This is a genomic window from Escherichia marmotae (genome assembly GCF_002900365.1).
Lineage (GTDB): Bacteria > Pseudomonadota > Gammaproteobacteria > Enterobacterales > Enterobacteriaceae > Escherichia > Escherichia marmotae.
In genome coordinates this window covers 975,449-988,751 of record NZ_CP025979.1, presented here as the reverse complement: position 1 = coordinate 988,751, position 13,303 = coordinate 975,449, and the positions used below count along the sequence as shown (strand labels likewise).

General features: G+C 48.6%; 12 protein-coding genes and 2 pseudogenes. 9 read left to right on the top strand and 5 right to left on the bottom strand.

Going from position 1 to position 13,303, the window contains the following annotated elements:
- Positions 1 to 105: 105 nt before the first annotated feature.
- Positions 106 to 906, top strand: coding sequence for a DUF218 domain-containing protein YdcF (ydcF, locus tag C1192_RS05320; protein WP_038355796.1), 801 nt, complete (start codon positions 106 to 108; stop codon positions 904 to 906).
- Between the two features lie 195 nt (positions 907 to 1,101).
- Positions 1,102 to 2,541: an aldehyde dehydrogenase gene (gene aldA, locus C1192_RS05315; protein WP_001516431.1), complete on the top strand. Its 1,440-nt coding sequence runs from the start codon at positions 1,102 to 1,104 to the stop codon at positions 2,539 to 2,541.
- Positions 2,542 to 2,582: 41 nt separating this feature from the next.
- Here the strand turns inward: aldA and gap are convergent.
- Positions 2,583 to 3,584: pseudogene (gene gap / locus C1192_RS05310) on the bottom strand (type I glyceraldehyde-3-phosphate dehydrogenase).
- A 188-nt stretch (positions 3,585 to 3,772) separates the two neighbouring features.
- Between gap and cybB the strand changes: the two are divergent.
- Together cybB and C1192_RS05300 are read left to right on the top strand one after the other, a co-directional pair.
- Positions 3,773 to 4,324, top strand: a pseudogene (gene cybB, locus C1192_RS05305) (cytochrome b561).
- A gap of 279 nt (positions 4,325 to 4,603) precedes the next feature.
- Complete coding sequence (locus tag C1192_RS05300) at positions 4,604 to 4,777, top strand: YdcA family protein (protein WP_000736410.1); 174 nt, start codon at positions 4,604 to 4,606, stop codon at positions 4,775 to 4,777.
- Between the two features lie 72 nt (positions 4,778 to 4,849).
- On the opposite strand, the gene C1192_RS05295 is transcribed toward C1192_RS05300, so the two are convergent.
- The gene (locus C1192_RS05295) at positions 4,850 to 4,963 is read right to left on the bottom strand and encodes a Hok/Gef family protein (protein ID WP_236942003.1); all 114 of its coding nucleotides are present in this window, start codon (positions 4,961 to 4,963) and stop codon (positions 4,850 to 4,852) included.
- Positions 4,911 to 5,054 (bottom strand): hypothetical protein, encoded by a 144-nt coding sequence (locus tag C1192_RS25620; RefSeq protein WP_228929205.1) that lies wholly within the window; start codon positions 5,052 to 5,054, stop codon positions 4,911 to 4,913. The genes C1192_RS05295 and C1192_RS25620 overlap by 53 nt, the downstream gene beginning before the upstream one ends.
- Before the next feature lie 199 nt (positions 5,055 to 5,253).
- Here C1192_RS25620 and C1192_RS05290 point away from each other — a divergent pair, with 199 nt between their 5' ends.
- Complete coding sequence (locus tag C1192_RS05290; RefSeq protein WP_038355797.1) at positions 5,254 to 6,894, top strand: methyl-accepting chemotaxis protein; 1,641 nt, start codon at positions 5,254 to 5,256, stop codon at positions 6,892 to 6,894.
- Between the two features lie 37 nt (positions 6,895 to 6,931).
- Here C1192_RS05290 and C1192_RS05285 read toward each other — a convergent pair whose 3' ends face one another.
- Positions 6,932 to 7,855, bottom strand: a complete 924-nt coding sequence (locus tag C1192_RS05285) for a LysR substrate-binding domain-containing protein (RefSeq protein WP_000414559.1) — start codon at positions 7,853 to 7,855, stop codon at positions 6,932 to 6,934.
- Positions 7,856 to 8,071: 216 nt separating this feature from the next.
- On the opposite strand from C1192_RS05285, the gene hglS reads away from it, so the two are divergent.
- From hglS to rimL, 4 genes are all read left to right on the top strand, one after another.
- Positions 8,072 to 9,415 (top strand): 2-oxoadipate dioxygenase/decarboxylase HglS, encoded by a 1,344-nt coding sequence (hglS, locus tag C1192_RS05280; RefSeq protein WP_038355798.1) that lies wholly within the window; start codon positions 8,072 to 8,074, stop codon positions 9,413 to 9,415.
- 224 nt (positions 9,416 to 9,639) lie between these two features.
- On the top strand, positions 9,640 to 11,295 hold the full coding sequence (gene opgD / locus C1192_RS05270; RefSeq protein WP_061090526.1) for a glucan biosynthesis protein OpgD: 1,656 nt from the start codon (positions 9,640 to 9,642) through the stop codon (positions 11,293 to 11,295).
- Between the two features lie 140 nt (positions 11,296 to 11,435).
- Positions 11,436 to 11,660, top strand: coding sequence for an HP1242/YdcH family protein (locus tag C1192_RS05260; protein WP_001516426.1), 225 nt, complete (start codon positions 11,436 to 11,438; stop codon positions 11,658 to 11,660).
- A gap of 48 nt (positions 11,661 to 11,708) precedes the next feature.
- Entirely contained in the window at positions 11,709 to 12,248 is a 540-nt protein-coding gene (gene rimL, locus C1192_RS05255; protein WP_001516425.1) for a 50S ribosomal protein L7/L12-serine acetyltransferase, read from the top strand.
- On the opposite strand, the gene ydcK is transcribed toward rimL, so the two are convergent.
- A complete protein-coding gene (gene ydcK, locus C1192_RS05250; protein WP_038355799.1) occupies positions 12,240 to 13,220 on the bottom strand; it encodes a YdcK family protein in 981 nt (326 codons plus the stop codon). The two genes, rimL and ydcK, sit on opposite strands and share 9 nt — an antisense overlap.
- Positions 13,221 to 13,303 lie beyond the last annotated feature (83 nt).

Below are 13,303 nucleotides of genomic sequence, written 5' to 3'. Positions count from 1 at the left end.
GGCTTACGAAGGAGGATAGAGAAAATACAACGTCTTCCTTTCAGAGTGCTCCGCTTCTCATTATTATCTCACGCAGTATTCTTAAGGGAACGAGAAGGAGGGACCATGAACATTAACCCGTTTCCGACGCTTTCAGCGACAACTATAGATGCCATAAACGTTATTGGTCGATGGCTGGCGCAGGATGATTTCTCTGGTGAGATGCCGTATCAGGCTGATTGCGTGATCCTCGCAGGTAACGCTGTTATTCCCACTATCGACGCTGCATGCAAGATTGCCCGCGATCAGCAAATTTCATTACTGATCAGCGGTGGTATCGGTCACTCGACAACCTTTTTATATAGTGCTGTCGCACAGCATCCACATTACAACATCATTCGTACCACGGGCAGGGCAGAAGCCACCATCCTTGCAGATATTGCCCATCAGTTCTGGCATATTCCCCATGAAAAAATCTGGATTGAAGACCAGTCAACGAACTGCGGTGAAAACGCCCGCTTCAGCGTCGCGTTATTGAATCAGGCCACAGAGCGCATTCACACGGCTATCGTTGTGCAGGATCCCACCATGCAGCGGCGCACGATGGCGACGTTCCGCCGTATTACTGCTGATAATCCCGATGCACCTCGCTGGTTAAGTTACCCAGGATTCGTACCACAAGTGGGGAATAACGCAGACAGTGTCGCATTTGTTAATCAACTGGAAGGATTATGGCCAGTTGAACGTTATTTATCGCTACTTACTGGTGAGCTACCACGTTTGCGTGATGATAGCGACGGTTATGGCCCCCGCGGACGTGATTTTATCGTTCACGTTGATTTTCCTGTAGAAGTCGCCCAGGCATGGCAGACGCTGAAACACGACGCTGTACTTATTGAAGCGATGGAAAGTCGTTCGCTACGTTAAAAATTGCCCGTTTGTGAAAAACCGTTGGCAAACGGGCATGATTCTTTACTTTTACTTCTGCCTTTTATTTCTTTCACACCTGTTTTTATGAAGCCCTTCACAGATTCGTCCTTCCACGATGCCGTTTCCGCAATGATTGATGTTTATTAACAATATATTTACTAAATAAAAACACAATAATCACAGGAGTCGCCCATGTCAGTACCCGTTCAACATCCTATGTATATCGATGGACAGTTTGTTACCTGGCATGGAGATGCATGGATTGATGTTGTAAACCCTGCAACAGAGACGGTTATTTCCCGTATTCCTGATGGTCAGGCTGAGGATGCCCGTAAGGCAATCGATGCTGCAGAACGCGCCCAACCAGAATGGGAAGCATTGCCTGCCATTGAGCGCGCCAGTTGGTTACGCAAAATCGCTGCCGGGATCCGCGAACGCGCCAGTGAAATTAGTGCACTGATTGTCGAGGAAGGGGGCAAAGTCCAGCAACTGGCTGAAGTCGAAGTGGCTTTCACGGCGGACTATATTGATTATATGGCGGAGTGGGCGCGGCGCTACGAGGGTGAGATTATTCAAAGCGATCGCCCGGGAGAGAATATTCTTCTTTTTAAACGTGCGCTTGGCGTGACCACCGGTATTCTGCCGTGGAATTTCCCGTTCTTCCTGATTGCCCGCAAAATGGCACCCGCTCTGCTCACCGGCAATACCATCGTCATTAAACCGAGCGAATTTACACCAAATAACGCAATTGCTTTCGCCAAAATCGTCGATGAAATTGGCCTTCCACGCGGCGTGTTTAACCTTGTGCTGGGGCGCGGTGAAACAGTGGGTCAGGAACTGGCGGGTAACCCGAAGGTCGCAATGGTCAGTATGACGGGCAGCGTCGCCGCCGGGGAGAAAATCATGGCAACTGCGGCGAAAAATATCACCAAAGTGTGTCTGGAACTGGGCGGCAAAGCGCCCGCTATTGTGATGGATGACGCTGATATTGAACTGGCAGTCAAAGCCATCGTTGATTCACGAGTCATTAATAGTGGGCAAGTGTGCAACTGTGCTGAACGTGTTTATGTACAGAAAGGCATTTATGATCAGTTTGTTAACCGACTTGGTGAAGCGATGCAGGCGGTGCAGTTTGGCAATCCTTCTGAACGCAACGACATTGCAATGGGGCCGTTGATTAACGCCGCGGCGTTGGAAAAGGTTGAGCAGAAAGTGGCTCGTGCTGTAGAAGAGGGCGCGAGAGTGGCGCTTGGTGGCAAAGCGGTAGCGGGGAAAGGGTACTATTATCCGCCGACAATATTGCTGGATGTTCGCCAGGAAATGTCAATTATGCACGAAGAAACCTTTGGCCCGGTGCTGCCTGTTGTCGCTTTCGATACGCTGGAACACGCTATCGCCATGGCTAACGACAGCGATTACGGCCTGACCTCGTCGATTTATACTCAAAATCTGAACGTCGCGATGAAAGCCATCAAAGGGTTGAAGTTCGGTGAAACCTACATCAATCGTGAAAACTTTGAAGCGATGCAAGGTTTCCACGCCGGATGGCGTAAGTCGGGTATTGGCGGTGCGGATGGTAAACATGGTTTGCATGAATACCTGCAAACCCAGGTCGTTTATTTACAGTCGTAATGTGTGAAACAGGCGGAGGCATTTTCCTCCGCCTGTATCTGTCAGAGTTTGGCGAATTTTTCCAGGGTGCGAATAAGCTGGGTGACAAAGCCATATTCGTTGTCGTACCAGGCGACTGTTTTTACCAGTTGCAAATCGCCCACGGCGGTAATTTCCGTTTGGGTGGCATCAAACACCGAACCAAAATGGCTACCAATGATATCGGAAGAGACTATTTCTTCATCGGTATAACCAAATGATTCGTTATTGTTTGTCGCCTTTTTAAGTGCATTGTTCACTTCTTCGGCAGTCACTTTTTTACCGAGAATAGACACCAACTCGGTGACAGAACCCGTTTTTACCGGTACACGCTGTGCATGGCCTTTCAGTTTACCGCTCAGTTCCGGGATCACCAGACCAATAGCTTTTGCTGCGCCCGTTGTATGGGGAATAATATTTTCTGCCGCCGCACGTGAAGCGCGTAGATCTTTACCACGCGGACCATCCACCAGTGACTGGGTGCCGGTATAGGCATGAATCGTCGTCATCGTGCCGACTTCTATTCCAAAATTGTCATGGAGTGCTTTGACCATCGGCGCAAGACAGTTGGTGGTGCAGGACGCCACGGAAACAATGGTGTCGTTGCCATCCAGCGTGTTGTCATTGACGTTATAAACGATGGTTTTCATTTCACCGGCAGGGGCGGAAATTAACACCTTCTTCGCGCCAGCATCCAGATGTGCCTGCGATTTCTCTGCGGATGTATAAAAGCCGGTACATTCAACAATGATTTCTGCACCTTTCGCTTTCCACGGAATATTTTTCGCCTCTTTTTCGGCGTAAACCGCAATACTTTTGCCATCGACAATAAGTGAATCTTCAGTGAAATCAACGCTCTAGGGGAACGGGCCGTAGTTTGAATCGTGTTTTAGCAAGTAGGCGAGAATTTTCGGGGATGTGAGATCATTAATGGCGACAACATCTATATTGCTTTTGACCTCCAGTAATCGACGCAATACCAGTCGACCGATACGACCAAAACCGTTAATACCAACTTTACTCATGGTTTTCTCCTGTCAGGAACTCGTGGGTGAAAATTAATCCTTTCCAGGCTTAGACCAGGATGGTGGGATGAGCAATCTACATTCTCGCAGTGAAACGTAACCTACTGAAAATGGGTGAACAATATTTAATGAAATTTTGAGAAAAGCTGGTTATGTTAACAATAAATTGTTTTAAATCAGGAAATGTTATGGAAAATAAATACTCAAAGTTACAAATCGGTATTCACTGGCTGGTCTTTTTACTGGTTATCGCAGCTTACTGTGCGATGGAGTTTCGTGGATTTTTCCCGCGAGCCGATCGACCGGTTATCAACATGATCCATGTTTCCTGTGGCATTTCGATTTTCGTACTGATGGTGCTTCGTCTCGTGCTAAGACTGAAATATCCAACGCCACCAATTGTGCCTAAACCAAAGCCAATGATGACGGGGCTTGCGCATCTCGGGCATCTGGTCATTTACTTGCTGTTTATCGCACTGCCGATAATTGGCATGGTGATGATGTATAACCGTGGCAATCCGTGGTTTGCGTTTGGTGTGATGATGCCTCATGCCTCATGCCTCATGCCTCATGCCTCAGAGGCCAATTTCGATCTGGTAGATACCTTAAAATAGTGGCATGAAACGCTGGCAAATCTGGGGTATTTCGTTATTGGGTTGCATGCCGCTGCTGCATTGGCGCACCACTATTTCTGGAAGGACAATACGCTTCTGCGCATGATGCCGCGTAAGCGTTCCTGACAACAGTAAAAGAAAACGCCTGTACTAAACCAGACCCGTGGTACAGGCGAAGAATACGGGTCTACATCGGAAGCACCTATTATATTTATTTGTATGACAAATAAAACCAGAATTCGTGTTTATATGTTTGCCTGGCCAATATTTAATCAAATTATCTTTCTATTAAGAGCGTTACTCAATTTCCCCCAATCCAATCTTTGATCTCCCTAAGTGAAATAAAAACTGTCCGGCGTATAACTTTTGTACCGAACATAAGATTCGGCAAACCATGGAGGTTATATGAAGAAGTTGTCATTTATTTTACTGATAGGATTACTGATGTCTTTTTATGCTGATGCAGGGCGAAAACCTTGTTCCGGTTCGAAAGGGGGGATCTCTCACTGCACTGCTGGCGGCAAATTTGTCTGTAACGATGGTTCTATCAGCGCATCGAAAAAAACGTGCACTAACTGAAAAGTAAAAAGGGGTGCCATGAGAAAATGAACCTGCCAGCCAGATACGCGGGGAAAACTCCCTGCGCTGCCCTTACCTGGACGTGCAGGCCATGAGGGCTGCCACCTCCTTTTCACCGTCCCGGAACCGCAGTTCATAGAGCGTTTGTCGGGTCAGGAGTGTGAATGCCAGTATTGTGAAACAAATAATGAGCAGACACGCCACCAGGGGGCGCTTCATAGCCTTTCTCTTTGCCGGATGGCGGGTAAGAGGCTAACATCCGAATTGTGTGGTTCATTCGTTGGCCTCGTTTGATAGCATTATCGATCGGGGCCTTCGTCCTTCTGATTCCCGGTTTCTTCATTCCGGCGGTAATAATCTCTCATCGCAATAATTGTTGTAAAAATGTGATATGAACAGGTTTTTGGCAGTAAGCAATTACCGTCAAGTGCCGATGACCCTCTATCGGGAGTAAACCTGGAAGAGAGATCACGGTCATGAATACAACATCCTCACACCGCTCAGGCTTTTTATATCACATCAGATTGGTTCCGTTATTTGCCTGCATTCTTGGCGGCATATTATTTCTTTTTGCTTTGAGTTCAGCCCTGGCTGGATATTTTCTCTGGCAGGCTGACCGCGATCAGCGAGATGTCACCGCCGAGATCCAGATTCGCACGGGGTTAGCAAATAGCTCTGATTTTTTGCGTTCAGCCCGAATCAATATGATTCAGGCCGGGGCGGCGAGTCGGATCGCAGAAATGGAAGAGATGAAGAAAAATATTGCACAAGCAGAATTGCAGATTAAACAGTCGCAGCAAGGTTATCGCGCTTACCAGAATCGCCGTGTGAAAACACGTGATGATGAAGCTCTGGATGCTGAATTAAATCAACGTTTTCAGGCTTATATAACAGGTCTTCAACCCATGTTGAAATATGCCAAAAATGGCATGTTCGAAGCGATTATTAATCATGAAAGTGAGCAGATCCGAGTGCTGGATAATGTTTATAGCCAGATTTTAAACAACGCTGTTGAAATACGTAGCGCCAGAGCAAATCATCTGACGGAGCAGGCGCATCAGCGCACTCGACTGGGGGTGATGTTTATGATTGGTGCGTTTGTGCTTGCCCTGGTCATGACGCTGATGACCTTTATGGTTTTGCGTCGGATAGTGATTCGACCTCTGCAGCATGCTGCGCAACGCATTGAACAAATTGCCAGTGGCAATCTGACAATGGCTGACGAACCTTCTGGGCGCAGTGAAATTGGCCGTTTAAGCCGTCATTTGCAGCAAATGCAGCATTCGCTGGTGATGACTGTCGGGACGGTACGTCAGGGGGCGGAGGAGATTTATCGCGGCACCAGCGAAATTTCCGCTGGCAATGCCGACCTTTCTTCGCGCACTGAAGAACAGGCCGCGGCGATTGAACAAACCGCTGCCAGCATGGAGCAACTCACTGTGACAGTGAAACAGAATGCGGATAATGCCCACTACGCAAGCCGTCTGGCGCAAGAGGCTTCCATTAAAGCCAGCGATGGTGGGCAGACGGTCTCCGGCGTGGTGAAAACGATGGGGGATATCTCCAGCAGTTCAAAGAAAATTTCTGAAATTACCGCCGTGATCAACAGTATTGCCTTCCAGACAAATATTCTGGCGCTCAATGCAGCCGTTGAAGCCGCGCGGGCCGGTGAGCAAGGGCGCGGATTTGCTGTCGTTGCCAGTGAAGTGCGTACACTCGCCAGCCGTAGCGCTCAGGCAGCGAAAGAAATTGAAGGCCTGATCAGTGAATCAGTCAGATTAATTGGGCAAGGAGCTAATGAGGTGACGACAGCAGGGAAAACCATGAGTGCCATAATGGACGCTGTGGCGAGCGTCACGCATATCATGCAGGAAATAGCTGCTGCGTCGGATGAGCAAAGCAGGGGCATAACGCAAGTCAGTCAGGCGATTTCTGAAATGGATAAAGTGACGCAACAGAATGCCTCACTGGTGGAAGAGGCTTCTGCGGCGGCGGTATCCCTTGAAGAGCAGGCGGCGCGATTAACTGAAGCGGTAGATGTATTCCGTCTGACGAAACAATCTGCACCGGCAGCTCAACGAGTGGCGGGGGATTCAGTTAGTCTGGTAACGGCGTGAAAAGATTAAAGAAGGGATCTCAAGATCCCTTTACCTTTCAGAACGGCATTGATTTCCGAATGGCGTTAATCATTAGCTGACAGCCGGAAGAGAGCGTCGCATCTACGCGTGTTAGTATTCCAATAGGTTCGCCAGCACCCTGTCCCGAAACAGGCAGCGCCACCAGCGTGGCATGACGCAGATCGTCTTTTACTGCGCCAGAAGGGACAAACCATACATAGTCATATTCAACCGTAAGCTGACGTGAAAGAGAGGCTGAAAGCGTTTCGATACAACCCGAAGGAATTTTACAACCCTGGCTCTGTACTAGCGCATCTGAATGTTGGCGTGGTGCAGTGCCTTCCGGTGATACGACAACAGGCCATTCCAGTACCCGACTTAGCGTCACGTTTTCCTGCAGGAGTGGGTGATTAGGCCGGACAACCAGTTTCAGTGATTCGAGAAACAGCAATTCATAATTAAGCCCGGTCATCAGTTCAGGATCTGACATCCGGCCAACACCGATATCGATTTCTCCTGTTTTTAATCCGGCCAGAATCATGGTGTTACTCATGGTGGCGACTTGCAGAGTGGTCTCTTTTTGTTGTTGATGAAACTGACCGATAACGGAAGGCAAGATCCCCAGCGCAGCAGTAGGTAATGCACCAACTCTTACAACATCATTGTTAAGTCCTTCTTTACGATTAAGCGCCTGACCAGCGGTGTTGATGGCGTCAAGCACTCTGACTGCATGGGTTAAAAATTGCTCGCCGGGTAAGGTAAGTTGTGCGCCCTGACGTCCACGGTCAAATAAGCGAGCGCCCGTCAATTGCTCCAGTTCATTCAGTGTCTTAGAGAGCGCAGGTTGGCTCAGATTAAGGGTTTCAGCCGCGCGCCCCAAAGTTCCTTGTTGTGCGACAGCTACGAATGTATGAAGGTGGCGCAAACGGATGCGCTGACTAAACAGACTATTTTTTTCCATAAGCGATGTTAAAAACGAAGCTGTGCCGCTGACAAGTGAAGTTGTTTAATTATGATAACCTGATTGCAAAATATTATTAACATTTAAAGCAATTTTGTTACCTTGGAATGTCCAGCTTTGCTGATTTCGCGGGGAGATCACAGTTTGTAAATTCTTCACACCAGAGTGAATGCAGTTACCTACACTCCAGATTATCGACCACTGGAGGCAGATATTATGGCGAACAGCATCACGGCGGATGAGATTCGGGAACAGTTTTCGCAGGCAATGTCTGCCATGTATCAGCAAGAAGTTCCACAGTACGGTACGTTGCTGGAACTGGTAGCTGATGTAAATCTGGCTGTGCTGGAAAACAATCCCCAATTGCATGAAAAAATGGTTAATGCGGATGAGCTGGCGCGACTTAACGTTGAACGTCATGGCGCGATACGTGTGGGAACTGCGCAGGAGCTTGCTACATTACGGCGGATATTCGCCATTATGGGGATGTATCCGGTGAGCTATTACGATCTCTCGCAGGCGGGCGTGCCGGTACATTCCACGGCATTTCGTCCTATCGATGATGCCTCGCTGGCGCGTAATCCTTTCCGGATTTTTACCTCATTACTTCGCCTTGAGCTTATCGAAAACGAAACCTTACGCCAGAAGGCGGCGGAGATTTTGCATCAGCGCGATATCTTTACCCCGCGTTGTCGACAACTGTTAGATGAATATGATCAGGAAGGTGGCTTTAGCGAAGCACAGGCGCGGGAGTTTGTGCAGGAAGCTCTGGAGACGTTTCGCTGGCATCAGTCGGCAACGGTGGATGAAGAAACCTATCGCGCATTGCATAACGAACATCGACTAATTGCTGATGTGGTCTGTTTTCACGGCTGCCATATTAACCACCTGACGCCACGTACCCTGGATATCGACAGAGTTCAGTCGATGATGCCCGAATGCGGTATCGAACCCAAAATTCTGATCGAAGGACCGCCGCGCCGCGAGGTGCCGATTTTACTGCGCCAGACCAGCTTTAAGGCGCTGGAAGAGTCGGTCATGTTTGCAGGGCAAAAGCAGGGGACGCATACCGCGCGCTTTGGCGAGATAGAGCAACGCGGTGTGGCGTTAACGCCGAAAGGACGGCAACTGTATGATGTACTTCTGCGTAATGCCGGAACAGGACAGGATAATCTCACACACCAACTTCATCTGCAGGAAACCTTTAGTGCCTTTCCGGACAGTGAATTTCTGATGCGACAGCATGGATTGGCATGGTTTCGTTATCGCCTGACGCCGTCGGGTGAGGCACATCGTCGGGCGATTCATCCCGGTGATGATCCTCAACCTTTGATCGAACGTGGTTGGGTCGTAGCGCAACCTATTACTTATGAGGATTTTCTGCCGGTTAGTGCTGCGGGGATCTTCCAGTCGAATCTGGGCAATGAAACGCAAATGCGCAGTCGCGGCAATGCCAGCCGGGAAGCTTTTGAACAGGCGCTGGGGTGTCCGGTGTTTGATGAGTTTCAGCTCTATCAGGAAGCGGAAGAACGCAGTAAACGCCGCTGTGGTTTGCTTTAAAATTCGGTGCATCCGACTTTGCAAAAATTTGCCTGATTTTACAAACGAATCAGGCTCTTCCCATCGACAAAAAAAAATGCCAATTTGTGCAGATTCTCTGTGTCTAACAATTGGATTATTAATAAATATTGTCTAGAGTGAGCGGTTATAAACAAGCATTTTCTTGCCGCTGAATACGACCAGCGCGGGACCATTCACTACACCAGAAGGACTCACTTTCAGGTATGGATCGTAGACGATTTATTAAAGGTTCAATGGCTATGGCCGCCGTGTGCGGGACTAGCGGCATTGCTTCTCTTTTTTCTCAGGCTGCGTTCGCAGCAGAATCGGACATTGCCGACGGGCAAACCCAGCGTTTTGACTTCTCTATTTTACAGTCAATGGCGCATGATTTAGCGCAAAAAACGTGGCGAGGCGCGCCGCGTCCGTTACCCGATACGCTGGCGACAATGACGCCTCAGGCCTATAACAGCATTCAATACGACGCCGAAAAATCGTTATGGCATAACGTTGAAAATCGCCAGCTTGACGCTCAGTTCTTCCATATGGGAATGGGATTCCGTCGCCGCGTGCGCATGTTCTCTGTCGATCCGGCAACTCATCTGGCGCGCGAAATTCACTTCCGCCCGGAGTTATTCAAATACAACGATGCGGGTGTCGATACCAAACAACTGGAAGGGCAAAGCGATCTCGGCTTTGCGGGGTTCCGAGTGTTTAAAGCGCCAGAACTGGCGCGCCGCGACGTAGTTTCTTTCCTCGGTGCCAGTTATTTCCGTGCTGTTGATGACACTTATCAATATGGTTTGTCGGCGCGTGGTCTTGCGATCGACACTTATACCGACAGCAAAGAAGAGTTCCCCGACTTTACCGCTTTCTGGTTCGATACGGTAAAACCGGGTGCAACCACCTTTACCGTTTATGCGTTGCTCGATAGTGCCAGCATTACCGGTGCCTATAAGTTCACCATCCATTGTGAGAAGAGCCAGGTGATTATGGATGTTGAGAATCACCTGTATGCGCGCAAAGACATTAAACAACTGGGCATTGCGCCGATGACCAGCATGTTCAGTTGTGGTACTAACGAACGTCGGATGTGTGACACCATCCATCCGCAAATCCATGACTCCGACCGTCTTTCCATGTGGCGGGGTAATGGTGAGTGGATCTGCCGTCCGCTGAATAACCCGCAAAAATTGCAGTTCAATGCCTATACCGACAACAACCCCAAAGGGTTTGGTTTATTACAACTGGATCGCGACTTCTCCCATTATCAGGACATCATGGGCTGGTACAACAAACGCCCAAGTCTGTGGGTGGAGCCACGTAACCAGTGGGGGAAAGGCACTATCGGTTTGATGGAGATCCCGACAACTGGGGAAACGCTGGATAACATTGTCTGTTTCTGGCAACCGGAGAAAGCAATTAAAGCGGGCGACGAACTGGCGTTCCAGTATCGTCTGTACTGGAGTGCGCAACCTCCTGTTCATTGTCCATTAGCGCGAGTTATGGCGACGCGTACCGGCATGGGTGGTTTTCCGGAAGGCTGGGCACCAGGTGAACACTATCCGGAAAAATGGGCGCGTCGTTTCGCCGTCGATTTTGTCGGTGGTGATCTGAAAGCAGCAGCGCCGAAAGGGATTGAACCGGTCATCACGCTTTCCAGTGGTGAAGCGAAGCAAATCGAAATTCTCTACATTGAACCAATAGATGGTTACCGTATTCAGTTTGACTGGTATCCGACCTCGGACTCTACCGAACCGGTTGATATGCGGATGTATCTACGTTGTCAGGGCGATGCCATCAGTGAAACATGGCTGTATCAATATTTCCCACCAGCACCGGATAAACGTCAGTATGTTGACGATCGCGTGATGAATTAATCGTCTTTTCTTCGGCACCTTCTTCCGGAGGGTGCCGTCTGGTTAAACACGATCCTGCTCGCATTTTTCCTTACGCTAAATGAGTAATCTGATGGTGTGTATTTCAGATACACCTTGTCAGCCACTAACAGGGAGTGCGTATGTTTCCAGAATACCGAGATTTAATATCCCGTCTGAAAAACGAAAATCCTCGCTTTATGTCCTTGTTCGATAAACACAATAAACTTGATCATGAAATTGCCAGAAAGGAAGGTTCTGACGGTCGAGGGTACAATGCGGAAGTGGTTCGCATGAAAAAACAAAAGTTACAGTTAAAGGATGAGATGCTTAAAATCCTGCAGCAGGAGAGCGTCAAAGAGATGTAAACTTTCTAAGCCGCCAGCAGGGCGGCTTTTTAAACTGATGTAAGGATTATGACCGAGACGATTAAAGTGAGTGAATCACTTGAATTACGTGCCGTTGAAGAAAGACACGTCACACCGCTGTATCAATTAACCTGTAAAAACAAAACCTGGTTACAACAATCGTTAAACTGGCCGCAGTTTGTGCACAGCGAAGAGGACACGCGAAAAACGGTGCAGGGCAATATGATGTTGCATCAACGCGGCTATGCCAAAATGTTCATGATTTTCAAAGAAGATGAACTCGTCGGCGTTATCTCATTTAATCGTATAGAACCGCTGAATAAAACGGCGGAAATCGGCTACTGGCTGGACGAGTCCCATCAGGGACAGGGGATTATTTCTCAGGCGCTGCAGGCGTTTATTCATCATTATGCCCGGATCGGTGAGCTACGACGCTTCGTGATCAAATGTCGGGTGGACAATCCGCAAAGCAACAAGGTAGCCGTGCGTAATGGTTTTACACTGGAAGGTTGTCTGAAACAGGCTGAATTCCTTAACGATGCTTACGATGATGTGAATATATACGCGCGCATTATCGATTCACAATAATCCCGCCAGAGGCGTTCGTGTAATACGTTCCTCGCCGTTAATAACTTTTGGACCACGTACATGAATAGCGTCGCCATCAAAGGCTTCGACGACGGCGTGGTCGGTTATCTCCACATGGTTTTCAATCATTACCGCGCCTGTAATGCAACTGTCACCTTGTATGATAACGTGCTCGTCGAGCAGAATCGGACCACCACGCACAATGGCGTTACCACCAACCAGAACATGATGCTTTAACACACAATTACCTTCTACCGTGGCATGTTCCGCTACCTGGGAACTGTAGTGAAGGGTGGGAATGGCATCTTCTCCTGTCCCGGCAATCACACGTGCATGACCGTAGACTTTCGCACAGTCGCACAGCCAGACGTTGTTTTCTTCATTGCCTTCAATACGGGCAAAATCAAAAACTTCGGCGCGATGCTCAATAAATGCATACCGGACGACGGCATCGCCATAAATTTGCGCCTGATGGACAACTCGCGAGGTGCTAACCCTGGCGCGATCATAAATTTGCAGCAGAAGATGGTGGTCGGGCGTTAGCCCTTGCGCGGCGACAATCATTGAATGTTGATCGATACAGGCATGACCAAAAATTCTACACTGACCACATATTAATGAGTCTTTAATCGTGACGTTGTCACTTATATGTGCACCCTGGCTGATTTCACTATTATCGATCCAGGTGTTATCCGTTGCGTAGACCTCCCCCCGCAGCACGCAACTACCGGTGATACGCGTATTACCGGAAACAACCGTTCCGCCGAAAGCAATGGTATTCTGGTCGTAAATCCAGCAATTTCCCTCCTGTGCCAGCGCCGTTTCGCTATCGATCCAGCCGCCAGCGGTTCCCGTTATCACATCGTTAAAATCGGCTACGGCAATAATCTGCCGTAATAACACACTCTTTTTATCGCCATCTTCCTGATAACTAAAGGCTCGCTGTTCTTCACTGAGACGATATTTGCGCATAGCGTTTTCCCGCAGGTGACTTACTATAACCGTAGCAAATTCTGCGACTCTGGCTATGTTTGAGAAATTTCCATAAAATGCAT